This is a genomic window from Pseudomonas sp. UBA3153, from assembly GCF_002364635.1.
GTDB lineage: Bacteria > Pseudomonadota > Gammaproteobacteria > Pseudomonadales > Pseudomonadaceae > Pseudomonas_O > Pseudomonas_O kuykendallii.
This window is the reverse complement of the sequence record NZ_DEYR01000082.1, coordinates 18,652-42,575: the sequence shown is the minus strand read 5'-3', so window position 1 is coordinate 42,575 and position 23,924 is coordinate 18,652. Positions and strand designations below refer to the sequence as shown.

The following is a 23,924-nucleotide window of genomic DNA, read 5'->3' as shown; positions in this document are numbered from 1 at the left end:
CACGAGCATGAACAGCGAAATTGCGATCTATGAAAGCGCCAACGGCCAGATTGCCGTCACCGTCGAGCACGACAGTGTCTGGCTGAAACAGGAACAACTGGCCGAGCTGTTTGGTCGTGACCGTACGGTGATCGGACGGCATATTCGCAACGTTTTCGCCGAGGGGGAGCTGGAGCGTGAAAGCAATGTGCAAAATCTGCACATTGCCGGTTCCGACAAGCCTGTGGCCTTTTACAACCTCGACGTGATCATCTCGCTGGGCTACCGGGTCAAATCGCGCGAGGGCACACGCTTCAGGCAATGGGCCAATCAGGTACTCAAGCAACACCTGACCCAAGGCTACAGCCTCAACCGCGAACGTTTCGAGGCCAACGCCCGCGAGCTGGAAGCGGCACTGGAGCTGGTGCGCAAGACGGCACGCGCGCCCGAGCTGGATAGCGAGGGTGGCCGTGGGCTGGTGGAAATCGTCAGCCGCTACACCCAGACCTTTCTCTGGCTGCAGCGTTATGACGAAGGCCTGCTCAGCGAACCCGCCGGCAGCCCCGGCGGCGAATTGCCCAGCCTGGCTCGCGCGCGCCAGCACCTGCAGAGCCTGAAAGCCCAGTTGATGGCCCGAGGCGAAGCCAGCGACCTGTTCGCCCGCGAACGCGGCGATGGCCTGGCCGCGCTGCTCGGCAACCTGCAGCAGAGCGTATTCGGCGAACCGGCCTACCCCAGCCTGGAAAGCCGCGCCGCGCACCTGCTGTATTTCGTGGTCAAGAACCACCCCTTCGCCGACGGCAACAAACGCAGCGGCGCCTACCTGTTCGTCGACTTCCTGCACCGCAACGGCCGCCTGCTCGATGCCCAGGGCAACCCGCTGATCAACGACACCGGCCTGGCCGCCCTCACCCTGTTGGTCGCCGAGTCCGCCCCGGCACAGAAAGACACCCTGATTCGCCTGATCATGAATATGCTCGCCCCGGAACCCCGCCCATGACCGCTTTGCTTACCGATAACCTGCCACTGCTGGCCGGCGCGCCCAATGGCATCAAAAAACTGCGTGAGCTGATTCTGGAACTGGCGGTGCGCGGCAAGCTGGTGCCACAGGATCCGAATGATGAGCCGGCCAGTGAGTTGCTAAAGCGGATTGCCGAGGAAAAGGCGCGGTTGGTGGCAGAAGGGCGGATCAAGAAGCAGAAGCCGCTGGCAGAAGTTAACGAGGCAGCAATGCCGTTTGAATTGCCAGCAGGCTGGGACTGGAGCTCTTTAGCGCAAGTAGCAATTGTTAATCCCCGTAATGCTGCAGCAGACTCACTTGAAGTCTCGTTTGTGCCTATGACTTTTATTGGCACTCGCTTCGATGATCAGCATGAGCAAGAACCTCGCCTCTGGGGTGAGGTAAAACAAGGCTTCACGCATTTTGCCGAAGGCGATATTGGAGTGGCGAAGATCACACCATGCTTTGAAAACAGCAAAGCATGCGTATTTTCTAACCTCTTGAATGGCTTGGGCGCGGGCACGACCGAGCTGCATATTGTTCGTCCTGTTAGCGGAACTCTTGATCCTCGCTATGTACTGGCCTATTTGAAATCGCCGCAGTTCTTGCTTGTTGGCGAAACCAAGATGACAGGTACAGCAGGTCAGAAACGATTGCCAAAAGACTTTGTCGAGGCAAACCCATTTCCAGTACCCCCTCTCGCCGAGCAACACCGCATCGTTGCAAAAGTCGATGAGCTGATGGCCCTGTGCGACCAGTTAGAAACCCGGCAGGCCGATGCCGACAGCGCCCACGCCCAACTGGTGCAGTCACTGCTGGGCAGCCTGACCCAGGCCTGCGATGCCGAGGACTTTGCACAAAGCTGGCAGCGCCTGGCCGAGTACTTCCACACCCTGTTCACCACCGAATCCAGCATCTACGCCCTCAAGCAAACCCTGCTGCAACTGGCGGTGATGGGCAAACTGGTGCCGCAAGATCCGAGCGATGAGCCGGCCAGTGAGTTACTGAGGCGGATTGCCGAGGAAAAGGCGACTTTGATTGCAGAAGGCAAAATCAGAAAGCAGAAGCAGCTTGCAGAGATCACTGAGGAAGAGAAGCTGTTTGAGCTAGCACCGGGGTGGGAGTGGAGCCGCTTGGGTGAGCAGGTGATTGAAAGTGGTGCTGGTTGGAGTCCTAGTTGCGAACCGAGGCCAAGGGAAAGAAACGACTGGGGGGTTCTGAAAGTCAGTGCCGTCTCATGGGGTGTTTACCGCCCCGAGGAAAACAAGGCGCTTCCAGTGAGTTTGGAAGCCCGACCCGAGCATGAGGTTGCAGAAGGCGATTTCCTAGTTTCCCGCGCCAACACTGCGGAGCTCGTAGCACGTAGTGTCGTGGTGGATTCGACACCGAGCCGTTTGATGCTAAGTGACAAGATCGTACGACTGAGGCTGACAAAACTTTGTGATGCCCATTATTTAAACTTAGTAAACAGTGCCACACATGCTCGCCAGTACTATGCCCGGGTAGCAGGAGGCACTAGCAGCTCCATGAAGAACGTTTCGCGTGAGCAGATCCTTAGCTTGCCAATTGCCGTGCCTCCTCTCCCGGAACAACACCGCATCGTCGCCAAAGTCGATCAACTGATGGCCCTGTGCGACCAACTCAAAGCCCGCCTTAACCAGGCCCGCCAGGTGCACGAGCAACTGGCCTGTGCCTTGGTCGAGCAGGCCGTGGCCTAACCAACAGGAGTGCAGGGATGCCCATTCGCACGCAAATCTGGACGGTCGGCGCCCAGCCGGCGCCGCTGAAAACCGCCGTTATGGCCAGCGAGCAGTTTCTTGAAGACATGATCGTCAGCGCCCCGGCGTTGCTCTCCGAGGACTGGCTGCTGATCGGCCGGCAGGAAAGCACCGGCCAGGGCGGGCGCATCGACCTGCTGGCGCTCGCGCCGGATGCCTCGCTGGTGCTGATCGAACTCAAGCGCGAGCGCACCCCGCGTGAGGTGGTGGCGCAGGCGCTGGACTATGAGGTGTGGGTCGAGCGCCTGCAGGCCAACGACATAGAGGCCATCTACCAGCGCTTCAAGCCCGGCGCCGACCTGGCGGCGGACTTCCAGGCGCGCTTCGGCGCGCCGCTGGAGGCCGAGGCGCTGAATCAGAACCATCAGATCGTCATCGTCGCCGCCGAGCTGGATGCCAGCAGCGAGCGCATCGTCGGCTACCTGAGCGAGCGCGATATCGCCATCAACGTGCTGTGCTTCCAGGTATTCCACCTGGGTGAACAGGCCCTGATCAGTCGCAGCTGGCTGCTCGACCCCGTCGATGCCCCCCAGGCTGCCGGCGCCAGCAAGCCGGGCACGCCGAGCGAACCCTGGAATGGCGAGTACTACTGTTCCTTTGGCCACGGTGGAGCTCGCTCCTGGAGCGACGCCAAGGAACTGGGCTTCATCTGCGGCGGCGGTGGTAGCTGGTACAGCAACAGCTTGAAGATGCTCGCACCCGGCGACCGGGTTTGGGTCAACGTGCCTCAGCAGGGCTATGTGGGCGTAGCGCGGGTCACCGGTTACGCGACGCCAGCAGCGGAGTTCCTTGTCGATTACCAGGGCCGGGAAGTTCCCGTGTTGGAGCTGGCAAAAGGCGCGAGTTACCACAGCGAGTTCATCGACGACCCCGAACACAGCGAGTACTTCGTGTCGGTCGACTGGCTGCACAGCGTGCCGCTGGAACACGCGGTGAAAGAGGTCGGTCTGTTCGGTAACCAGAACACCATCTGCCGCCCGACCACGCCCAAGTGGCGCTGGACGGTGGACCGGCTCAAGGAACGTTTCGGCGTCCTCTGATCACACCGCCGACGCGGCCAATGCACCAAAGTGAAGTCCGGCGCACTACTTGGTGACAGAAAGCAGGAACACGCGAAGCCCGTGCGCCCCAGTGCTCAACCGTGAACGGGCCTGTTACCCGTCGATAAGCGGGAAACTGCAGCGTTCTTGACGAGGAAATTCGCTCCATGGCCGGTTAGCTCCAATAAAACGAGTCCATGGCCCGGTCCTTGCTATCAATACAGCGCGGATGATCCCCATGGTCATCCACCTCCTGACAAAGGCGTCAGGGCATCCACCCGATAACGGGACGATGCTCTGGCGTTTTTTTTTGCGCCTGAAAAAGATGAGGGGATTCACGATGAACTCCAGTTTCCTGAAAGCCGGCCACACGCCGACGCTGTTCGCGGCCTTCCTGTATTTCGACCTGAGCTTCATGGTCTGGTACCTGCTCGGGCCGATGGCCGTGCAGATCGCCACCGACCTGCAACTGACCACCCAGCAGCGCTCGATGATGGTCGCCACGCCGATTCTCGCCGGCGCGGTGTTCCGCCTGATCCTCGGCCTCTTCGCCGACAGGACGTCACCCAAGACCGCCGGCATCTTCGGCCAGTGTGTGGTCATCGCCGCGCTGGCGGTGGCCTGGCTGGCGGGTGTGCGCAGCTACGAGCAAACGCTGCTGCTCGGCCTGTTCCTCGGCTTTGCCGGCGCCTCCTTCGCCGTCGCGCTGCCGCTGGCGTCGCAGTGGTATCCGCCGCAGCACCAGGGCAAGGCGATGGGCATCGCCGGTGCCGGCAACTCCGGCACGGTGTTCGCCGCGTTGTTCGCACCGGCGCTGGCGAAGATGTTCGGCTGGAACGACGTGTTCGGCTTTGCCCTGATTCCGCTGGCGATCACCCTCGCGCTGTTCGTGCTCTGCGCCCGTAACGCCCCCCGGCGTCCGGCACCGAAGCGGATGGCCGATTACGCTCGCGCCCTCGGCGACAAGGACAGTTGGTGGTTCATGTTCTTCTACAGCGTGACCTTCGGCGGCTTCCTCGGCCTGGCCAGCGCCCTGCCCGGCTACTTCCACGACCAGTACGGCCTCGATCCGGTGACGGCCGGTTACTACACCGCCGCCTGCGTGTTCGGCGGCAGCCTGTTCCGCCCGCTGGGTGGCGCGCTGGCCGACCGTATCGGCGGCATCCGCAGCCTGCTGGCGATGTACACCCTCGCCGCCATCTGCATCGCCGCCGTCGGCTTCCACATTTCCAGTTCGCTGGTGGCACTGAGCCTGTTCGTGGTCGCGCTGCTCAGCCTCGGCGCGGGCAACGGCGCGGTGTTCCAGCTGGTGCCGCAGCGCTTCCATCGCGAGATCGGCGTGATGACCGGATTGATCGGGATGGCCGGCGGCATCGGCGGCTTCCTGCTGGTGTCCGGCCTCGGTGCGGTGAAGCAGGCGACCGGCGATTACCAGCTCGGCCTGTGGCTGTTCGCCAGCCTGGCGGTGGTTGCCTGGTTCGGCCTGTGCGGCGTCAAGCGTCGCTGGCGCACCACCTGGGGCTCCGCGGCCTCCACCGCAGCGCGCGTCTGAGCCCGCGCATGTCGCTCAAGCTCGTCATCGGCGAAGCCAGCGCCACCGGCCCGCGCGAGGAGAACCAGGACGCGTTGCGCAGCGTGCTCCCGGAACCCTCGCTGGCCGGCAGCAAGGGTTGCCTGTTCGCCCTGGCCGACGGCGTGAGCTACTGCGCCGACGGCCGACTGGCGGCGCAATCCAGCGTGCAGGCCCTGGCGCAGGACTACTACGCCACGCCGGAAACCTGGAGCGTGACGCAGAGCCTGGAAAAACTGCTGCAGGCGCAGAACCGCTGGCTGCAGACCGCCGGCAACGGCCAGCCGCTGCTGACCACACTGTCGGCGCTGGTGCTGCGCGGGCGACGCTTCACCCTCGCACATGTCGGCGACTGCCGGGCCTACCGCTGGCGCGACGCCGAACTGCGCCGGCTGAGCCAGGACCATGTCTGGCAACAACCGGGCATGCAGCATGTGCTGACCCGCGCCCTGGGCCTGGAAAGCCATCTGGTGGCCGACTTCAGCGAGGGCGAGCTGAACGTCGGCGACACCCTCCTGCTGCTCAGCGACGGCGTATGGAGCACGCTGGGCGACGCGGGCGTGCGCAGCCTGTTGCAGGCCACCAACGACCCTCGCTCGGCCGCGCAGGCGCTGGTGCATGCCGCGCACTGCGCCGGCAGCCAGGACAATGCCAGCGCACTGCTGATCCGCGTGGAAGCGCTGCCGGAAAGCGACTGGCAGGACCAGGCCGCCAGTTGGCCACCGGCGCCGGCGCTCAAGCAGGGCCAGCGTTTCGAGGGCTGGCAGGTGCTGGCGCTGCTCAGTGAATCGCAGCAGTCGCGGCGCTATCGCGTGGCCGACGAGCAGGGCCGGCACTGGCTGCTGAAGACGTTGCCCGCCGCGCTGGCCGAGGATGGATCGGCCGCGCAGGCACTGATGATGGAGGAATGGTTGCAGCGCCGTGTGCCGGGCCGCGCCTTCGTCGAGATCCATCCGCTGCCCCGGCGTCGCCACCTTTACTACGTGCAGCGCGAGTACGCCGGTCGCAGCCTCGCCGAGCAGCTCGAGGCGGACGGCCCCTTGCCGCTCGCCGAATGGCTGGATTGCGCGACGCGCCTGCTGCGCGCGGTCGGCCAGTTGCACCGGCGCAACATCCTGCACCGCGACATCAAACCGGAGAACCTGCACCGTGGCGTGGACGGCGAGCTGCGCCTGCTGGATTTCGGCCTGGCCTATTGCCCCGGACTGTCGCGCGACGGTGCCTACGGCCTGCCGGGCACGCCCAGCTACATCGCCCCGGAGCGCTATCACGGCGCCACGCCTGAGCCGCGCCAGGACCTGTTCGCCGTCGGCGTCACCCTGCATCGGCTGCTCACCGGGCAGTTTCCCTATGGCGAGGTCGAGGCGTTCCAGGTTCCGCGCTTCCATTCGCCGCCGGTGAGTGCGGCTCGACGACGGCCGGAACTGCCGGCCTGGCTCGACGCCTGGCTGGCGCGTTGCCTGGCCAGCGATCCGGCCGACCGTTTCGAAACCGCCGAAGAAGCCCTGCTGCAACTGGAACAGGGCGAACGCCAGCCGCCCCCCCTCGCGCGCCCGCTGTTGCAGCGCGAACCCCTGAAAACCTGGCGAGCGATCGCCGGGCTGTCGTTGTTGCTCAACCTGGCACTGATCCTCACCTGGCTCTATCGGCACTGAGACCGACCGCCAAGCACCTAACGAGGTAAACCCATGAATGCGAAAGTCTGGCTGATCGGCACCGGCCCCGGCGATCCGGAACTCCTCACCCTCAAGGCCGTGCGTGCCCTGGGCGAAGCCGAGGTGGTGCTGCTCGACGACCTGGTCAATCCGCAGGTCCTCGCGCACTGCCCGCAGGCGCGCGTCCTGCGCGTCGGCAAGCGCGGCGGCTGCCGCTCCACCCCGCAGGCATTCATCCAGCGCCTGATGTTGCGCTACGCCCGCCAGGGCCGCTGCGTGGCACGCCTGAAGGGCGGCGACCCGTGCATCTTCGGCCGTGGCGGCGAAGAAGCGGCATGGCTGGCCGGGCACGGCGTCGCCTGCGAAATCGTCAACGGCATCACCGCCGGGCTGGCCGCCGCCACCCAGTGCGGCATCCCGCTTACCCTGCGCGGCGTGGCTCGCGGAGTCACGCTGGTCACGGCGCATACCGAGGACGGCGCCAGCCCCGATTGGTCGGCCCTGGCGCGCAGCGGCACGACGCTGGTGGTCTACATGGGCGTGGCCAAGCTGGGCGAAACCCGCAATCATCTTCTGGCCGGAGGCCTCCCTGCCGACACCCCGGTGGCGATGATCGAACAGGCCTCGCTGCCGGGCCAGCGCGAGTGCCGTTCCACGCTCTCGCGCATGCAACACGACGCCGCGGACTTCGCCCTGCAAAGCCCTGCCGTGCTGGTGATCGGCGAAGTGGCGGCACGTCACGTGCATCAGCTCGCCGGTGCATCCATGCGCGACCATGGAGCGGCCGCGATTCTTTGAAGGAGCAAGACCATGACCGACGACAGCATGCCCGCCGCCCTGCGCTTCATGCTCGCCGCCCGCCGCTGCGAACTGCAGAGCCTGGAAAGCCTGGCCGTCACCTGCGAACTGGTGACGCTGATCAGCCAACTGGTGCATGCCCTACAGAAGGAGCGCGGCTACTCGAACATGTACCTGGGCAACGTTCAGGAGCGCCTGCTGACCACCCTCGACCGCCTCAGCGACGAGTCCCGGCACAGCGAGAAGCAGCTGCGCGACTGCCTGGAGCAGCTCGATCTCGGCGGCTCGACGGACAAGGCGCGGCTGCTCAACCGGATCGCCTTCGTGCTCTACAGCCTCGACGACCTGCCGCGCCTGCGCCGCCGCGTCCGCGAACAGCGAGTGACCTCCAGCGAAGCGATGACGGGCTTCACCCGCCTGATCGGGGGTCTGCTCGCCGTGGTCTTCGAGGCCGCTGACACCGCCCTCGACCCCGAGCTCAGCCGCGCCCTGGTGGCGATGTTCAACTTCATGCAGGGCAAGGAGCTCGCCGGCCAGGAACGCGCGACCGGCGTCGCCGGGTTCGCCGCCGGCTACCTCGACGACGCGCAGCATGAACGAATGCGCCACCTGCTCGAAGGCCAGCAGCGCTGCTTCGACATCTTCCGCGAGTATGCCAATGCCTCCGCGCTGGCGGCCTGGGAAGACCTCCTGGCGGGCGACATGGAGGCCCAGCTGCGCTCGTTGCGCGGGGTCGCGCAACGCACGGCGGAGAACGCGACGGTGGACGCCGATCTCGGTGAGCTGTGGTTCGACGTCTGCACCCGGCGCATCGATGCGATGAAACAGGTCGAGAACCTGCTGGCCCGGGACCTGCTGCAACGCTGCCGGCAGAGCATCGCCGACGCCGGCGCCGATCTCGACAACCACCGCGCGTTGCTCAAGCGCCTGGTCGGGAATGCGGCGAACACCCAGCCGGTGCTGTTCAACGTTCAGGGCACCGCGCTCGACGGCCCGCCGCAGGACGGTATCGGTAGCCAGCTGAACCGCTCGATCCTCGACCTGGTTCATGAACAGACGCAGCGCCTGCAAGCACTGGGCGAGGAATTGAAGGACGCACGCAGCACCCTCAGCGAGCGCAAACGCGTCGATCAGGCGAAAAACCTGCTGATGAAACGCTATCAACTGAGCGAGCAGGCCGCCCATGAGCAGCTGCTGCGCACGGCGATGGACAGCGGCAAACGCCTGGCCGAGGTGGCCGACCAGGTGATGACCCACCTGCGCAAGGAAGCTGCCAATCCGGCTCGCGGCTGAGCGGATTGGCGAACGCCTGATCGATCAGGCCGGCACGCCGCTGTGGAAGCGGAACTCGCTGTCCGGGCTCTGGATCAGCTCGGCTTCCGCCACCCTCACCCGCTCGACCGTCTGCTCGACATCCGCAGCGTCGCCGTACTGGTAAGCGAAACGCAGGTAGTTCTGGAAATGCCGGCCCTCGGACTTCAGCAGCCCGTAGTAGAACTTGCCCAGTTCCTCGTCCAGATGCGGAACCAGCGCGGCGAAGCGCTCGCAGCTGCGTGCCTCGATGAAGGCGCCCACCACCAGCGTGTCCACCAGCTTCTGCGGTTCGTGGCTGCGCACCGTGCTGCGCAGGCCGGAGGCGTAGCGGCTGGCGGAGACCGGGCGAAGGCCGATCCTGCGCTTCTTCAGCAGGCGCAGGACCTGCTCGTGGTGCACCAGCTCCTCGCGGGCCAGACGGGACATGTAGTTGATCAGGTCGACGTGCGCGTTGTAGCGGGCGATCAGGCTGAGCGCCGTGGACGCGGCCTTGAACTCGCAGTTCTTGTGATCCAGCAGCATCACGTCCTGCTGCTGCAACGCGGCGGCGATCCAGGCGTCCGGCGTGCTGCAACCGAGGAATTCACCGATCTCAGGCAGCATGCGCACGCTCCCCATGAAGCGGAAGGCGAACGGCGGAACGCGGGGAGACGGTGTGGAAAGGCATGGCGGCTCGGGTCGATATCGCGAAGCGCAGCATTATACGAATGCACCGTCGCAGGGCCAGCCTGGCACGGTTGATATGCATCAAGCGCGGCGCCGGACCCTGCGTCTACAGTCAATCGGGTCGAAACAGGCAACGAGGGACAGCACCATGCACGCCATCCGCAGCATCCTGGTGGTCATACAGCCCGATCAGACCGACGACCTGGCACTCAAGCGCGCCCGCCTCATCGCCGGCGTAACCCAATCGCACCTGCATCTGCTGGTCTGCGACAACAAGCGCCAGCACGCCAGCTACCTCAACGAACGGGTCAGCGAACTGGAACGCGACGGTTACAGCGCCAGCGCGCAGCAGGCCTGGCAGGAGAGTCCGCACCAGACGGTGATCAACGCCCAGCAGGCCGAAGGCTGCGGGCTGGTGATCAAGCAGCACGTTGCGGAAAACGCCCTCAAGCGCCTGCTGCTGACGCCGGATGACTGGAAACTGCTGCGTTACTGCCCTGCCCCGGTGCTGATGGTGAAAACCGACAGGCTCTGGACCGGCGGCAAGGTGCTCGCCGCCGTCGATGTCGGCAACTCGGACAGCGAGCACCGCACGCTGCATGCCAGCATCGTCAGTCATGCCTACGACATCGCCGAGCTGGCCAATGCCTCGCTGCACGTCGTCAGCGCCCACCCGGCGGCGATGCTTGCTTCTGCCGACCCGACCTTCCAGCTCAGCGAGACCATCGAGGCGCGCTACCGGGAGGCGTGCGCGGTGTTCCAGACGGAGTACGACGTGCCGGCGGAACGCCTGCACGTCTGCGAAGGTCCGGCCGACGTGGTGATTCCCCAGGTGGCGGACCAGTTGCACGCCGCCGTCACGGTGCTCGGCACGGTGGGGCGCAGCGGGTTTTCCGGCGCACTGATCGGCAATACCGCCGAAGTGGTGCTGGATTCGCTGGAAAGCGACGTGCTGGTGTTGAAGCCGGACGACATCATCGACCACCTCGAGGAACTGGTCGCCCAGCGCTGAACGATGCCCATGAAAAAGCCGCCTACGGGCGGCTTTTTCGTTACGCAGCGTCGCGTCAGGGAAAGCGCTGCTCGACGCCTTCGCGGAGGAATTTCGGGGCGATGTAGCGCTCGTAGTGCGCCTCGGACAGGATGAAGAACTCGCGGTCGATGGCGTCGCGCAGGTCAGGCAGCGTCCAGCCGCGAAACTCCGGCATCAGCACCACGCCATAGGCATCCAGTTGGCTGATCACCCGCGCGCCGCGCGCGATCAGTTGGTAGGCCCAGCAGTACGGCGACTGTTCGGGGACGAAGCGGATCTGCCGCTGTTCGAGCTGCTGGCGCAGGCGCGAGGTATCGAACACCTCCAGCTTGGCCTGCATGACCTGATCGAGAAGCACCTCGAGACGCGCCCACACCGCGCGGCGCTCGTCCTCGTTATAGGCGTTCCAGTTGACCACTTCATGGTGGAAGCGCTTGCAGCCTCGGCAGACCAGATCGCCGTAGACGGTGGAGCAGAGACCGACGCAGGGCGTCTTGATGCGCTGATTGGACATGGCGAACAACGAAAGGCGGGCGGCGAAACAGGCCGGCATCTTAGCCCTTTGTCTAACACCGGTCACCCCGTCCGACTGCCGGTCCGCGGCTTAACTTCGCACCCGTTTTCCGGTAGGATGAGCTCCGCCGTTTTCGGCGCCAATGTCCGTTCGAAGCTGTTTTCAAAGCGTCACGAGCACAGTAACTCCCGTCAGGACGATTCGTTGGCGCAGGCATGTCGACCCGCTCGACCTGCAATGCGCCAGCCCTCATCAAGCCCGATCCTGCGGCGTAAAACTTTGAAAACAGCTTCTGGATGGAAACCGACGGACCCTGGCCGACCCGCCCAAGAAGCGGAGAAGCGCATGCGTAAGTCGGTTTCCACTATGTGTCCTCCGGGACCACTGATGAGGGTAAAACTGTGCTTGAAGCCTACCGCAAACACGTACAAGAGCGTGCCGCCCAGGGTATCGTGCCCCAGCCGCTGAACGCCGAGCAGACCGCAGGCCTGGTCGAGCTGTTGAAGAACCCGCCCGCCGGCGAAGAAGAATTCCTCCTCGATCTGCTCACCAACCGCGTACCGCCGGGCGTCGATGAAGCCGCCTACGTCAAGGCCGGTTTCCTTTCCGCGCTGGCCAAGGGCGAAGCCACTTCCCCGCTGATCGACAAGAAGCGCGCTGTCGAACTGCTCGGCACCATGCAGGGCGGCTACAACATCGTCACCATGGTCGAGATGCTCGACGACGCCGAACTGGCAGCCACCGCCGCCGAGCAGCTGAAGCACACCCTGCTGATGTTCGACGCCTTCCACGACGTGGCCGAGAAGGCCAAGAGCGGCAACGCCGCCGCCAAGGAAGTGCTGCAATCCTGGGCCGACGGCGAGTGGTTCACCAAGAAGCCGGCGATCGCCGAGAAATACAGCCTGACCGTGTTCAAGGTCACCGGCGAAACCAACACCGATGACCTGTCGCCGGCGCCTGACGCCTGGTCGCGCCCGGACATCCCGCTGCACGCACTGGCCATGCTGAAGATGGCCCGTGACGGCATCGTTCCCGACCAGCCGGGCTCCATCGGCCCGCTGAAGCAGATCGAGGAAATCCGCGCCAAGGGCTTCCCGGTCGCCTACGTTGGTGACGTGGTCGGTACCGGTTCCTCGCGCAAATCCGCCACCAACTCGGTGCTGTGGTTCTTCGGCGACGACATCCCCTACGTGCCGAACAAGCGCGCGGGCGGCTTCTGCTTCGGCTCGAAGATCGCGCCGATCTTCTACAACACCATGGAAGACGCGGGCGCCCTGCCGATCGAGTTCGACGTGTCGAACATCAACATGGGCGACGTGATCGACGTCTATCCGCATGCCGGCAAGGTCTGCAAGCACGGCACCGACGAAGTCATCACCACCTTCGAACTGAAGACCCCGGTGCTGCTCGACGAAGTTCGCGCCGGCGGCCGTATCCCGCTGATCGTCGGCCGTGGCCTGACCGACAAGGCCCGCGCCGAGTTGGGCCTGCCCGCCACCGACCTGTTCAAGAAGCCCGACCAGCCCGTCGCCAGCACCAAGGGATACACCCTGGCGCAGAAAATGGTCGGCAAGGCTTGCGGCGTCGAAGGCGTGCGTCCCGGTACCTACTGCGAACCGAAGATGACCACCGTCGGCTCCCAGGACACCACCGGCCCGATGACCCGCGACGAGCTGAAGGACCTGGCGTGCCTGGGCTTCTCCGCCGACCTGGTGATGCAGTCCTTCTGCCACACCGCGGCCTATCCGAAGCCGATTGACGTCACCACCCACCACACGCTGCCGGACTTCATCCGCAACCGTGGCGGCGTGTCGCTGCGTCCGGGCGACGGCATCATCCACAGCTGGCTGAACCGCATGCTGCTGCCCGACACCGTCGGCACCGGCGGCGACTCGCACACCCGCTTCCCGATCGGCATCTCGTTCCCGGCCGGCTCCGGCCTGGTGGCGTTCGCCGCCGCCACCGGCGTGATGCCGCTGGACATGCCGGAATCCGTACTCGTGCGCTTCAAGGGTAAGATGCAGCCTGGCATCACCCTGCGCGACCTGGTTCACGCGATTCCCTACTACGCGATCCAGAAAGGCCTGCTGACCGTAGAGAAGAAAGGCAAGAAGAACATCTTCTCCGGCCGCATCCTCGAGATCGAAGGCCTCAACGAACTGACCGTCGAGCAGGCGTTCGAGCTGTCCGATGCCTCAGCCGAGCGCTCGGCGGCCGGTTGCACCATCAAGCTGCCGGAAGGCGCCATCGCCGAATACCTGAACTCCAACATCACCCTGCTGCGCTGGATGATCGGTGAAGGTTACGGCGACGCCCGCACCCTGGAGCGCCGCGCCAAGGCGATGGAAGCCTGGCTGGCCGATCCGAAGCTGATGGAAGCCGATGCCGACGCCGAGTACGCCGAAGTCATCGAAATCGATCTGGCGGAAGTCAAGGAGCCGGTGCTCTGCGCCCCGAACGACCCGGATGATGCCCGCCTGCTGTCCACCGTCGCCGGCGAGAAGATCGACGAAGTGTTCATCGGTTCGTGCATGACCAACATCGGTCATTTCCGCGCCGCCGGGAAACTGCTGGACAAGGTCAAGGGCTCGATTCCGACTCGCCTGTGGCTGTCGCCGCCGACCAAGATGGACCAGCACCAGCTGACCGAGGAAGGCTACTACGGCATCTACGGCAAAGCCGGTGCACGCATGGAAATGCCCGGCTGCTCGCTGTGCATGGGCAACCAGGCACGCGTGGCGTCGAACTCCACCGTGGTCTCCACTTCCACGCGCAACTTCCCGAACCGCCTGGGCGACGGTGCCAACGTGTACCTGGCCTCCGCCGAACTGGCGGCGGTCGCGTCGATCCTCGGCAAGCTGCCGACCGTCGAGGAGTACATGGGCTACGCGGCGAACATCGACAGCATGGCTGCCGACGTCTACCGCTACCTGTCCTTCGACCAGATCGCCGAGTACAAGGAAGCGGCTGCCAGCGCCAATATCCCGGTCGTTCAGGCCTGATAGCAACGCAGCAGCAAGGAAGGAGCCCCGCCCAGTGCGGGGCTTTTTCTTTTCTTAGGGAGCATCCGTTGCTCAGGCTTGTCAGAGCCAGAGAACGCCTTTTTGGCGAATCACGATCCCGTAAGGAGCTACAGCATGAAACAGTGGATTTTTGCCGCCTTCTGCGTACTCGGCCTGGCCGGTTGCGCCCACGACTACATCATCGCCACCAACGACGGACAGATGCTAAGCAGCGACAGCAAGCCGGAGCTGGACGAAGATACCGGCCTGCTGGAGTTCGAGGACAGCGACGGTCGCAAGCAGCAGATCCCGCAATCGCAGGTCAAGCAGGTGATGGAGCGCTGAGTTCCAAGCCAGCCGAGGCCCCGCCCCGGCGGGGCTTTTTTATGCCAAAGATTTGAAGCGAAGCGCCGCGCTGCCTGCCGACGCAGCTGCCAAGCGGATGGCGCTGGCCAAATCACAGTGAAAAAAGCTCTAAGCGTACTGAGGCTTTGGCACGCTCCTGCGCCCGAAGAATGCCTGGCCCTCAGCGCTGCGCCTTCAGCACCTGCTGCAACAGCGCATAGGACGCCCGCACACGAGCCTCAAGGGGCACGTTGCGGTTGGCCAGCATCACCACGCCGATGCGCTCGTCCGGCACGAAGGCCACGTAGCCGCCAAAGCCATTGGTCGAGCCGGTCTTGCCGAACAGCACGCCCTGCTCGTTTGTTTCCCGCTTCGGCAGTCGAGTCGCAGGCTGCGCTTCCAAGGCCATGGACGGCGCGTTACCGGCCAGCAGTCGCTCGCGGGAAAGCGGCCAGGGGTAGCGCTCCCAGACCATCGCCTGGGTGAAGTTCCGGGTACGCGTTACGCCCTGATGGGTCGTCTCGATGGCCGCCGCAAGCGGAGCCGGCACGCTTGCCCCGCCCAGGTTGATATCGATGAAACGCAGCATGTCGCCGACGTTGGATTTCACGCCGTAGGCCTCGGCATCGAGGACACCCGGGCTCACGCGAATGGCCTTGTTGTCCTGCCGCACGTAGCCATAGGCGTAATCCGGCATCCGAGCGTCTGGCACCTGAACGTAGCTGTGATTCAGCGCCAGCGGCGCGAGCACCTGATCATGCAGCGCCTGGGCGTAGGGCTGGCCGAACGCCTGGGCGGAAATACGCCCCAACAGGCCGATGCTGACGTTGGAGTAGGACCGCTCGTGACCGGCGCCCGGCGTGGGTTTCCACTGCCGCAGCCAGTTCATCAGGCCGTTCTCATCCTTGACCTGATCCGGCACCTGCAGGGGCATGCCACTGCTCTGGTGCGTGGCCAGGTCCATCAGGCTCAGCGCCCCGGCCGGGCTGCCGTCGAGCGGCTTCAGATGCGCGCCAACTCGGTCATCGAGCGACAACAGCGCGCGTTCCTGGGCCAGCGCCGCCAGGGTGACGTTGAAGGTCTTGCTCAGCGAGCCCAGTTCGAACAGCGTCTGGCGGGACACCGCTGTCTTCGCTTCGCGGTTCGCCAGCCCCTTGGTGAACACATAGTGCCTGCCCTGCCAGGTCACGCCGACCGCCAGGCCGGGTATGTCGTACTGCGCCATCAGCGGCGCGAAGAGCGTGTCGGTCTCGGTCTGGAACTGCGCTTCAGACATGGCCGCCGCCGGCAGCGTCACGGAAAGGCTGGCGGCAAAAAGGCCCAGGGCGATGGGGCGCCGAGTCATCGGATAAGGTTCTCTCTCGTTGTGCAGGACGGCACCGACCTGGGCGCCCGAATAAGCGTTGCCGTTCGAGTCGCCGGAAAGCCTATCGTTTCGTGGCAGCCAGCAACCGCTATGCCGCGCATCGAGACGCTCGACAAAGCCTGCGCCGGGCCTTATTGTCCGGCCTGGCCACCGCAGTGGCCGACGTCGCTCGGACGGTTCCGGGCGCTCACGTTTTCGAGGCAAGCATGACTGAAGTCCGCACCGCGCGCCGCTTCGCGCGTATCGATCGTCTCCCCCCCTACGTTTTCAACATCACCGCCGAGCTGAAGATGGCCGCGCGCCGTCGTGGCGAGGACATCATCGACCTGTCGATGGGCAACCCCGATGGGCCGACCCCGCCGCATATCGTCGAGAAGCTCTGCAGCGTCGCCCAGCGCGAAGACACCCATGGCTACTCCACCTCGCGAGGCATTCCGCGCCTGCGCCGGGCGATCTCGCGCTGGTATGCCGATCGCTATCAAGTGGACATTGATCCGGAAGACGAGGCCATCGTCACCATCGGTTCGAAGGAAGGCCTGGCGCACCTGATGCTCGCCACGCTTGACCATGGCGATACGGTGCTGGTACCCAACCCCAGCTACCCGATCCACATCTACGGCGCGGTGATCGCCGGCGCCCAGGTGCGCTCCGTTCCGCTGGTGCCGGGCATCGACTTCTTCACCGAACTGGAACGGGCGATCCGCGAATCGATCCCCAAGCCGAAGATGATGATCCTCGGTTTCCCCTCCAACCCGACCGCGCAGTGCGTCGAGCTGGATTTCTTCGAGCGCGTGGTCGCGCTGGCCAAACAGTACGACGTGCTGGTGGTGCACGACCTGGCCTACGCCGACATCGTCTACGACGGCTGGAAGGCGCCCTCGATCATGCAGGTGCCCGGCGCCAAGGACATCGCGGTGGAGTTCTTCACCCTGTCCAAAAGCTACAACATGGCCGGCTGGCGAATCGGCTTCATGGTCGGCAACAAGCAGTTGGTGAACGCCCTGGCGCGGATCAAGAGCTATCACGACTACGGTACCTTCACCCCGCTGCAGGTCGCCGCGATTGCCGCCCTGGAAGGCGACCAGCAGTGCGTGCGCGATATCGCCGAGCAGTACCGCCAGCGTCGCAACGTGCTGGTCAAGGGCCTGCACGAGGCCGGCTGGATGGTCGAGAATCCCAAGGCGTCGATGTACGTCTGGGCGAAGATTCCCGACGCCTACGCGGCGCTCGGCTCGCTGGAATTCGCCAAGAAGCTGCTCACCGATGCCAAGGTCTGCGTCTCGCCGGGCGTCGGCTTTGGCGACTACGGTGACGATCACGTGCGCTTCGCCCTGATCGAGAACCAGGACCGGATCCGCCAGGCGGTGCGCGGTATCAAGCACATGTTCCGCGCCGACGGCCTGATCGGCTCGGCCAAATCGCATACCTCCGAAAGCTGAAGCCGTCAGCTCCCGGCCTCGCCCGAGGCCGGGTTTTCGCTACCGTCCCGCCCCAAAGAGTTGCAACATGGCCCGCCTGATTCTCGACTTCCCGGAAGACCAATACTGCTTCAGCACCCAGCTGACCGTGCGCATCACCGACATCAACGGCGCCAACCACCTGGGCAACGACTCGATGATCTCGATGATTTCCGAGGCCCGCGCGCGCTTTCTGTTCGAGTACGGCATCGGCGAATCGCGCGCCGATGGCGGCGGCATCATCGTCACCGACCTCGCCACCACCTACAAGGCCGAGGCCCACGCCCGCGATCAGTTGCTCTTCGAGGTGGGCGTGATGGATTTCAACCGCTACGGCGGCGACATCACCTTCCGCATCACGCGCCCCGCCGATGACCGACTGATCGCCATGGCCAAGTCCGGCTTCGTGTTCTTCGACTATCGGCAGTCGCGGGTGGTGGCGATGCCGGAAGCCTTCCGCGCGCTGTTCCCCAGGGTGAACTGGCTGGACTGAGGCGAAACGAAAAAGCCCGCTTTCGCGGGCTTTTTTTCGGGCTTGGGATCAACGCCCCGAGCGCAGCATCTCCCTCGGCACATACTTGCCGATCTCGAACTTGCCGACCGCCATGCGGTGCACTTCGTCCGGGCCGTCGGCCAGGCGCAGGGTGCGTTGCATCGCCCAGAAGTACGCCAGCGGAGTGTCGTTGGATACACCGGCGCCGCCGTGGATCTGGATCGCGCGGTCGATGACGTTCAGCGCGACATTCGGCGCCACCACCTTGATCTGCGCGATCTCGCTCTGCGCCACCTTGTTGCCCACGGTGTCCATCATGTAGGCGGCGTTCAGGGTCAGCAGGCGTGCCTGGTTGATCTCGATGCGGGAATTGGCGATGTGGTCGATGTTGCCGCCCAGACGGGCCAGCGGCTTGCCGAACGCGGTGCGGCTGGCGGCGCGCTTGCACATCAGCTCCAGTGCCCGTTCGGCCATGCCGATCGAGCGCATGCAGTGGTGGATACGGCCAGGCCCGAGGCGGCCCTGGGCGATCTCGAAACCGCGCCCTTCACCCAGCAGCACGTTCTCGTAGGGAACCCGGACGTTCTCGAACAGCACTTCGGCGTGGCCATGCGGCGCGTCGTCGTAACCGAACACCGGGAGCGGCCGGAGGATGGTCACGCCTGGCGCATCGCTCGGCACCAGGATCATCGAGTGCTGCTGGTGACGCGGCGCATCCGGGTTGGTCAGGCCCATGAAGATCATGATCTTGCAGCGCGGATCGCAGGCGCCGGAGGTCCACCACTTGCGTCCGTTGATCACCCACTCGTCACCGTCGCGCACGGCGTTCGCCTGCATGTTGGTGGCGTCGGAGGACGCCACGCCCGGCTCGGTCATGGCGAAGGCGGAGCGGATTTCCCCCCTCAGCAGCGGTTCCAGCCATTGCTGCTTCTGCGCTTCGTTGGCGTAGCGCACCAGGGTTTCCATGTTGCCGGTGTCCGGCGCCGAGCAGTTGAACGGCTCGGAGCCCATCAGCGAGCGGCCCATGATCTCCGCCAGCGGCGCGTACTCCATGTTGGTCAGGCCGGCACCGTACTCGGACTCCGGCAGGAATAGGTTCCACAGCCCTTCGGCGCGCGCCTTGGCCTTGAGCTCCTCCATGATCGCGGTGGGCTGCCAGCGGTCGCCCTCCGCAACCTGCCGCTCGAAGACCGGCTCGGCGGGATACACATGGGCTTCCATGAATGCGGTGACGCGTTCGCGCAGTTCCTGAACCTTGGGAGAGTAGGAGAAATCCATCGCGGCAAACCTTCTAGGGCGGTTTTCGTTAAGTGATGGAGAAGATGCTAGAGCAGCTATTTGGATTAATCGAAGCTATTTTTGTCGTGTATTAACATTCATAACTTATATATGATCGACCCATAACAAAGACAAAAGGACGCGTGACAATGAACCTCAGCAAGGTCGACCTCAACCTCTTCATCGTGTTCGACGCCATCTACAGCGAGGCCAACCTGACCCGTGCCGGACAGATCGTCGGCATCACTCAGCCCGCGGTGTCCAACGCCCTCGCCCGCCTGCGCGAGACCTTCAACGACCCGCTATTCGTGCGCACCGCCCAGGGCATGGTGCCGACGCCGATGGCGCAAAACATCATCGGGCCGGTGCGCAACGCACTGCAGTTACTGCGGGTGTCGGTTCAGGAAAGCCGGATCTTCAACCCGCAGCAGGCGAACAAGACCTACCGGGTCAGCATGACCGATCTCACCGAGGCCGTGCTGCTGCCGCCGCTGTTCCAGCGTCTGCGCCGCCTGGCACCGCAGGTGTGCATCGAAAGCATGCTGTCGCGGCGACGTGAAATGACCAAGGAACTGGCCGCGGGGCGCCTGGATTTCGCCGTCGATGCGCCGCTGAACACCGACCCTCAGGTACGCCACGTCAAGCTGCTCGACGACCGCTACGTCTGCGCCCTGCGCCGCGGACATCCGCTGGCGAAAGAGAAGATCAGCCTCGACGACTACCTGTCGCTCAGCCACATCCACATCTCCAGTCGACGCAGCGGCCTCGGCTACGTCGACCTGTCGCTGGGCAAGATGGGCATCCAGCGCCGGGTGGTACTGCGCTCGCAGCATTACCTGATGGCATCCACCGTTTTGCAACAGACCGATATGGCGATGACCGTCCCCGAGCGCTTCGCTAAGCGGCACGACCTGCATTACGTCGATCTCCCGGTGAACGACGTGCCCAACGTCGAAAGCCATCTCTACTGGCACGAGAGCACCGATCAGGACCCGGCCAACCGCTGGATGCGCGAGCAGTTGATCGAGATCGCACAGAAGGTCTCGGCGAGCGAACAGAAGGCCGTCCCCGCAGTTTCAACATGAGATTTACTCATTAAATCATTGATTTAAAAGGCCGCTTTAAAGCTAAAGTAGATTCTAGCTTTCGGCGGCCTGCGCTTCACCGTCGATCTCGTTGGGCGAAATGCTCACTTGCCGAACCCTGGCCCTCGGAACAAACCTCTCCGCCTTCACTCCCCGCATCCCCAGTCAATCGATAGGCGTCAATCCGTGTTGACGTTAACGTCAACCTTGCTTTACGTTAACGTCAAGCAAATGTGAAGGTCACCTCGATGAGCCGCTATTCCATCTCCGAGCTCGCCCGTGAGCTGGACATCACGCCCCGCGCCATCCGCTTCTACGAGGAGCAGGGCATGCTGGCGCCCGAGCGCCGCGGCCAGGAGCGTGTCTACGACAGCCGCGACAAGGTGACCCTCAAACTGATCCTGCGCGGCAAGCGCATCGGTTTCTCCCTGGCCGAATGCAAGGAACTGATCGAGCTCTACGATCCGGCCGAGGGCAATCGCGTTCAGCTGGAAACCTTCATGCGCAAGATCGAGGAGCGCCGGGGACAACTCGACCAGCAGTTGCTCGACATCGAACAGATGAAACTGGAACTGGACACCGCCGAGGAGCGCTGCCGGGCGGCGATGGCCGCCACCACCGCCTGACGCCGATCGCTGCACGACTCACCACAACAACAAGAAACAGGTGATCACCATGAGCTACCCAAGCCTCAACTTCGCCCTGGGCGAAACCCTCGACATGCTCCGCGAGCAGACCCGGGCATTCGTCGCCAGCGAACTGGCACCGCGCGCCGCCGAAGTCGACAGCAGCAACCAGTTCCCCCTGGATATGTGGCGCAAGCTTGGCGACATGGGCCTGCTCGGCATCACCGTCGAGGAGGAGTACGGCGGCTCGGGCCTGGGTTACCTGGCCCATGTGATCGCCATGGAAGAGATCAGCCGCGGCTCGGCGTCGGTCGCCCTCTCCTACGGCGCCCACTCCAACCTGTGCGTCAACCAGATCAAGCGCAACGGCACGGCCGAGCAAAAGGCCCGCTACCTGCCAAAACTGGTCAGCGGTGAGCACGTCGGCGCCCTGGCGATGAGCGAACCGAACGCTGGCTCCGACGTGGTCAGCATGAAACTGCGCGCCGACAGGCACGGCGACCGCTACCTGCTCAACGGCAGCAAGACGTGGATCACCAACGGCCCGGACGCCAACACCTACGTGATCTACGCCAAGACCGACCTGGAGAAAGGTCCGCACGGCATCAGCGCCTTCATCGTCGAGCGCGACTGGAAGGGTTTTTCCCGCGGCGCGAAGTTCGACAAGCTCGGCATGCGCGGCTCCAACACCTGCGAGCTGTTCTTCGACGATGTCGAAGTGCCGGAAGAGAACGTGCTCGGCCAGCTCAACGGCGGCGTGCGCGTGCTAATGAGCGGCCTCGACTACGAGCGCGTGGTGCTCTCCGGCGGCCCGACCGGGATCATGCAGGCCTGCATGGACGTGATCGTGCCGTACATCCACGACCGCAAGCAGTTCGGCCAGAGCATCGGCGAGTTCCAGCTGATCCAGGGCAAGGTCGCCGACATGTACACCCAGCTCAACGCCAGCCGTGCCTACCTCTACGCCGTGGCCCAGGCCTGCGACCGCGGCGAGACCACGCGCAAGGACGCCGCCGGGGTGATCCTCTACACCGCCGAGCGCGCCACGCAGATGGCCCTGGATGCAATCCAGATCCTCGGCGGCAACGGCTACATCAACGAATTCCCCACCGGCCGGCTGCTGCGCGACGCCAAGCTCTACGAGATCGGCGCCGGCACCAGCGAGATCCGCCGCATGCTGATCGGCCGCGAGCTGTTCAACGAGACCAGGTGATCCGTAGGGTGCGCCGCGCGCACCGCACACACTGCCATGGTGCGCACGGCGCACCCTACAGGAAGCACAGATGACCATCCTGCACACCCGGATCAGCCCGCGTTCGCCCGAGTTCGCCGCCAACAGCGCCGCGCTGCTGGAGCAGGTCAACGCGCTGCGCGCCCTGCTCGCCCGGGTCCATGAGGGCGGCGGCGCCAGCGCCCAGGAACGTCACACCGCGCGTGGCAAGCTGCTGCCGCGCGAACGCATCGACCAGTTGCTCGATCTCGGCTCGCCGTTTCTCGAGATCGGCCAACTGGCTGCCCACGAGGTCTACGGCGAGGAGGTTCCGGCCGCCGGCGTGGTGGCCGGCATCGGCCGCGTCGAGGGCGTGGAATGCATGATCATCGCCAACGACGCCACGGTGAAAGGCGGTAGCTACTACCCGTTGACGGTGAAGAAGCACCTGCGCGCGCAAGCCATCGCCCAGCAGAACCGCCTGCCTTGCATCTACCTGGTGGACTCCGGCGGCGCCAACCTGCCGCGCCAGGACGAGGTGTTTCCTGACCGCGAGCACTTCGGCCGGATCTTCTTCAACCAGGCCAACATGAGCGCCCAGGGCATCCCGCAGATCGCCGTGGTCATGGGCTCCTGCACCGCCGGCGGCGCCTACGTGCCGGCCATGGCCGACGAAGCCATCATGGTGCGCAGCCAGGCCACGATATTCCTCGCCGGGCCGCCGCTGGTGAAGGCCGCCACCGGCGAGGTGGTCAGCGCCGAGGAACTGGGCGGCGCCGACGTGCACTGCAAGACCTCCGGCGTCGCCGACCATTACGCCGAGAACGACGAGCACGCGCTGGCCCTGGCCCGGCGCTGCGTCGCCAACCTCAACTGGCGCAAGCAGGGAGAGATAAACAGCCGTGCACCGCTCGCCCCGCGCTATGCCGCCGAGGAGCTATACGGGGTGATTCCGGCCGACGCCAAGCAGCCGTTCGACGTGCGCGAGGTGATCGCGCGCCTGGTGGACGACTCGGCCTTCGACGAATTCAAGGCGCTGTTCGGCGCCACGCTGGTCTGCGGGTTCGCCCACCTGCACGGCTACCCCGTGGCGATCCTGGCGAACAACGGCATCCTCTTCGCCGAATCGGCGCAGAAAGGTGCGCACTTCATCGAACTGGCCTGCCAGCGCGGCATTCCGCTGCTGTTCCTGCAGAACATCACCGGCTTCATGGTCGGGCAGAAATACGAGGCCGGCGGTATCGCCAAGCACGGTGCCAAGCTGGTCAATGCGGTGGCCTGCGCCCGCGTACCGAAGTTCACCGTGATCATCGGTGGCAGCTTCGGCGCCGGGAACTACGGCATGTGCGGCCGCGCCTACGATCCGCGCTTCCTGTGGATGTGGCCCAACGCGCGGATCGGCGTGATGGGCGCCGAGCAGGCCGCCGGGGTGCTGGTACAGGTCAAGCGCGAACAGAGCGAACGCAGCGGCCAGGCGTTTTCCGCCGACGACGAGCAGCGTCTCAAACAGCCCATCGTCGAGCAGTACGAACGCCAGGCCCACGCCTACTACTCCAGCGCGCGGCTGTGGGACGACGGCGTCATCGACCCGGCGCAAACCCGCGAAGTACTGGCCCTGGCCATCTCCGCCAGCCTCAATGCGCCAATAGCGCCGAGCCGTTTCGGTGTGTTCCGCATGTGAATCCGTAGGGTGCGCCGCGCGCACCGCAACCCGG

The 23,924-nt window shown here is 64.7% G+C and carries 20 protein-coding genes; 16 read left to right on the top strand and 4 right to left on the bottom strand.

What is annotated here, in order from left to right:
• Positions 1 to 7 precede the first annotated feature (7 nt).
• From rhuM to B2X67_RS18055, 7 genes are all read left to right on the top strand, one after another.
• Positions 8 to 979, top strand: a complete 972-nt coding sequence (gene rhuM / locus B2X67_RS18085) for a RhuM family protein (protein WP_286786357.1) — start codon at positions 8 to 10, stop codon at positions 977 to 979.
• Positions 976 to 2,697 carry a restriction endonuclease subunit S gene (locus B2X67_RS18080; protein WP_286786356.1) on the top strand — a complete coding sequence of 574 codons (1,722 nt, stop codon included), beginning with the start codon at positions 976 to 978 and terminating at the stop codon, positions 2,695 to 2,697. Before rhuM ends, B2X67_RS18080 begins: the two co-directional genes overlap by 4 nt.
• 17 nt (positions 2,698 to 2,714) lie before the next feature.
• Positions 2,715 to 3,797 carry an endonuclease NucS domain-containing protein gene (locus B2X67_RS18075; protein ID WP_286786355.1) on the top strand — a complete coding sequence of 361 codons (1,083 nt, stop codon included), beginning with the start codon at positions 2,715 to 2,717 and terminating at the stop codon, positions 3,795 to 3,797.
• 340 nt (positions 3,798 to 4,137) lie between these two features.
• Positions 4,138 to 5,349, top strand: coding sequence for an MFS transporter (locus B2X67_RS18070; RefSeq protein WP_286786354.1), 1,212 nt, complete (start codon positions 4,138 to 4,140; stop codon positions 5,347 to 5,349).
• A gap of 8 nt (positions 5,350 to 5,357) precedes the next feature.
• A complete protein-coding gene (locus B2X67_RS18065) occupies positions 5,358 to 7,022 on the top strand; it encodes a bifunctional protein-serine/threonine kinase/phosphatase (RefSeq protein ID WP_286786353.1) in 1,665 nt (554 codons plus the stop codon).
• A gap of 33 nt (positions 7,023 to 7,055) precedes the next feature.
• Entirely contained in the window at positions 7,056 to 7,820 is a 765-nt protein-coding gene (gene cobA / locus B2X67_RS18060) for a uroporphyrinogen-III C-methyltransferase (protein WP_286786352.1), read from the top strand.
• 12 nt (positions 7,821 to 7,832) lie between these two features.
• Complete coding sequence (locus tag B2X67_RS18055; RefSeq protein WP_286786351.1) at positions 7,833 to 9,113, top strand: nitrate regulatory protein; 1,281 nt, start codon at positions 7,833 to 7,835, stop codon at positions 9,111 to 9,113.
• Between the two features lie 24 nt (positions 9,114 to 9,137).
• Here the strand turns inward: B2X67_RS18055 and B2X67_RS18050 are convergent, their stop codons facing one another.
• A complete protein-coding gene (locus B2X67_RS18050; protein ID WP_286786350.1) occupies positions 9,138 to 9,737 on the bottom strand; it encodes a tRNA-(ms[2]io[6]A)-hydroxylase in 600 nt (199 codons plus the stop codon).
• 211 nt (positions 9,738 to 9,948) lie between these two features.
• On the opposite strand from B2X67_RS18050, the gene B2X67_RS18045 reads away from it, so the two are divergent.
• On the top strand, positions 9,949 to 10,812 hold the full coding sequence (locus B2X67_RS18045) for a universal stress protein (RefSeq protein ID WP_286786349.1): 864 nt from the start codon (positions 9,949 to 9,951) through the stop codon (positions 10,810 to 10,812).
• Positions 10,813 to 10,867: 55 nt separating this feature from the next.
• Here the strand turns inward: B2X67_RS18045 and B2X67_RS18040 are convergent, their stop codons facing one another.
• Entirely contained in the window at positions 10,868 to 11,347 is a 480-nt protein-coding gene (locus B2X67_RS18040) for a DUF1289 domain-containing protein (RefSeq protein ID WP_286786348.1), read from the bottom strand.
• A gap of 401 nt (positions 11,348 to 11,748) precedes the next feature.
• On the opposite strand from B2X67_RS18040, the gene acnB reads away from it, so the two are divergent.
• Both acnB and B2X67_RS18030 read left to right on the top strand, forming a co-directional pair.
• Positions 11,749 to 14,349, top strand: coding sequence for a bifunctional aconitate hydratase 2/2-methylisocitrate dehydratase (acnB, locus tag B2X67_RS18035; protein WP_286786347.1), 2,601 nt, complete (start codon positions 11,749 to 11,751; stop codon positions 14,347 to 14,349).
• Positions 14,350 to 14,484: 135 nt separating this feature from the next.
• Positions 14,485 to 14,694: a YgdI/YgdR family lipoprotein gene (locus tag B2X67_RS18030; protein ID WP_286786346.1), complete on the top strand. Its 210-nt coding sequence runs from the start codon at positions 14,485 to 14,487 to the stop codon at positions 14,692 to 14,694.
• Between the two features lie 181 nt (positions 14,695 to 14,875).
• Here B2X67_RS18030 and ampC read toward each other — a convergent pair whose 3' ends face one another.
• The gene (gene ampC / locus B2X67_RS18025; RefSeq protein ID WP_286786345.1) at positions 14,876 to 16,039 is read right to left on the bottom strand and encodes a class C beta-lactamase; all 1,164 of its coding nucleotides are present in this window, start codon (positions 16,037 to 16,039) and stop codon (positions 14,876 to 14,878) included.
• 227 nt (positions 16,040 to 16,266) lie between these two features.
• Between ampC and alaC the strand changes: the two genes are divergently transcribed.
• Complete coding sequence (gene alaC, locus B2X67_RS18020) at positions 16,267 to 17,499, top strand: alanine transaminase (RefSeq protein ID WP_090230614.1); 1,233 nt, start codon at positions 16,267 to 16,269, stop codon at positions 17,497 to 17,499.
• A gap of 67 nt (positions 17,500 to 17,566) precedes the next feature.
• Positions 17,567 to 18,010: a thioesterase family protein gene (locus B2X67_RS18015; protein WP_286786344.1), complete on the top strand. Its 444-nt coding sequence runs from the start codon at positions 17,567 to 17,569 to the stop codon at positions 18,008 to 18,010.
• 48 nt (positions 18,011 to 18,058) lie between these two features.
• Here B2X67_RS18015 and B2X67_RS18010 read toward each other — a convergent pair whose 3' ends face one another.
• A complete protein-coding gene (locus tag B2X67_RS18010) occupies positions 18,059 to 19,288 on the bottom strand; it encodes an acyl-CoA dehydrogenase (protein WP_286786343.1) in 1,230 nt (409 codons plus the stop codon).
• A 149-nt stretch (positions 19,289 to 19,437) separates the two neighbouring features.
• Between B2X67_RS18010 and B2X67_RS18005 the strand changes: the two genes are divergently transcribed.
• The 4 genes from B2X67_RS18005 to B2X67_RS17990 all read left to right on the top strand — a co-directional run bounded on the left by B2X67_RS18005 (position 19,438) and on the right by B2X67_RS17990 (position 23,890).
• Complete coding sequence (locus B2X67_RS18005) at positions 19,438 to 20,373, top strand: LysR family transcriptional regulator (RefSeq protein WP_282338573.1); 936 nt, start codon at positions 19,438 to 19,440, stop codon at positions 20,371 to 20,373.
• Positions 20,374 to 20,621: 248 nt separating this feature from the next.
• A complete protein-coding gene (locus tag B2X67_RS18000) occupies positions 20,622 to 20,999 on the top strand; it encodes a MerR family transcriptional regulator (RefSeq protein ID WP_286786342.1) in 378 nt (125 codons plus the stop codon).
• A 49-nt stretch (positions 21,000 to 21,048) separates the two neighbouring features.
• A complete protein-coding gene (locus tag B2X67_RS17995; RefSeq protein ID WP_286786341.1) occupies positions 21,049 to 22,212 on the top strand; it encodes an isovaleryl-CoA dehydrogenase in 1,164 nt (387 codons plus the stop codon).
• Between the two features lie 70 nt (positions 22,213 to 22,282).
• Positions 22,283 to 23,890, top strand: coding sequence for a carboxyl transferase domain-containing protein (locus B2X67_RS17990; protein WP_286786340.1), 1,608 nt, complete (start codon positions 22,283 to 22,285; stop codon positions 23,888 to 23,890).
• Positions 23,891 to 23,924 lie beyond the last annotated feature (34 nt).

What these genes read in the sequence shown, in the direction of transcription:
- rhuM (WP_286786357.1), top strand. Translation starts at nt 8, where the DNA reads ATGAACAGCGAAATTGCGATCTATGAAAGCGCCAACGGCCAGATTGCC.
- B2X67_RS18080 (WP_286786356.1), top strand. Translation starts at nt 976, where the DNA reads ATGACCGCTTTGCTTACCGATAACCTGCCACTGCTGGCCGGCGCGCCC.
- B2X67_RS18075 (WP_286786355.1), top strand. Translation starts at nt 2,715, where the DNA reads ATGCCCATTCGCACGCAAATCTGGACGGTCGGCGCCCAGCCGGCGCCG.
- B2X67_RS18070 (WP_286786354.1), top strand. Translation starts at nt 4,138, where the DNA reads ATGAACTCCAGTTTCCTGAAAGCCGGCCACACGCCGACGCTGTTCGCG.
- B2X67_RS18065 (WP_286786353.1), top strand. Translation starts at nt 5,358, where the DNA reads ATGTCGCTCAAGCTCGTCATCGGCGAAGCCAGCGCCACCGGCCCGCGC.
- cobA (WP_286786352.1), top strand. Translation starts at nt 7,056, where the DNA reads ATGAATGCGAAAGTCTGGCTGATCGGCACCGGCCCCGGCGATCCGGAA.
- B2X67_RS18055 (WP_286786351.1), top strand. Translation starts at nt 7,833, where the DNA reads ATGACCGACGACAGCATGCCCGCCGCCCTGCGCTTCATGCTCGCCGCC.
- B2X67_RS18050 (WP_286786350.1), bottom strand. Translation starts at nt 9,737, where the DNA reads ATGCTGCCTGAGATCGGTGAATTCCTCGGTTGCAGCACGCCGGACGCC.
- B2X67_RS18045 (WP_286786349.1), top strand. Translation starts at nt 9,949, where the DNA reads ATGCACGCCATCCGCAGCATCCTGGTGGTCATACAGCCCGATCAGACC.
- B2X67_RS18040 (WP_286786348.1), bottom strand. Translation starts at nt 11,347, where the DNA reads ATGTCCAATCAGCGCATCAAGACGCCCTGCGTCGGTCTCTGCTCCACC.
- B2X67_RS18030 (WP_286786346.1), top strand. Translation starts at nt 14,485, where the DNA reads ATGAAACAGTGGATTTTTGCCGCCTTCTGCGTACTCGGCCTGGCCGGT.
- ampC (WP_286786345.1), bottom strand. Translation starts at nt 16,039, where the DNA reads ATGACTCGGCGCCCCATCGCCCTGGGCCTTTTTGCCGCCAGCCTTTCC.
- alaC (WP_090230614.1), top strand. Translation starts at nt 16,267, where the DNA reads ATGACTGAAGTCCGCACCGCGCGCCGCTTCGCGCGTATCGATCGTCTC.
- B2X67_RS18015 (WP_286786344.1), top strand. Translation starts at nt 17,567, where the DNA reads ATGGCCCGCCTGATTCTCGACTTCCCGGAAGACCAATACTGCTTCAGC.
- B2X67_RS18010 (WP_286786343.1), bottom strand. Translation starts at nt 19,288, where the DNA reads ATGGATTTCTCCTACTCTCCCAAGGTTCAGGAACTGCGCGAACGCGTC.
- B2X67_RS18005 (WP_282338573.1), top strand. Translation starts at nt 19,438, where the DNA reads ATGAACCTCAGCAAGGTCGACCTCAACCTCTTCATCGTGTTCGACGCC.
- B2X67_RS18000 (WP_286786342.1), top strand. Translation starts at nt 20,622, where the DNA reads ATGAGCCGCTATTCCATCTCCGAGCTCGCCCGTGAGCTGGACATCACG.
- B2X67_RS17995 (WP_286786341.1), top strand. Translation starts at nt 21,049, where the DNA reads ATGAGCTACCCAAGCCTCAACTTCGCCCTGGGCGAAACCCTCGACATG.
- B2X67_RS17990 (WP_286786340.1), top strand. Translation starts at nt 22,283, where the DNA reads ATGACCATCCTGCACACCCGGATCAGCCCGCGTTCGCCCGAGTTCGCC.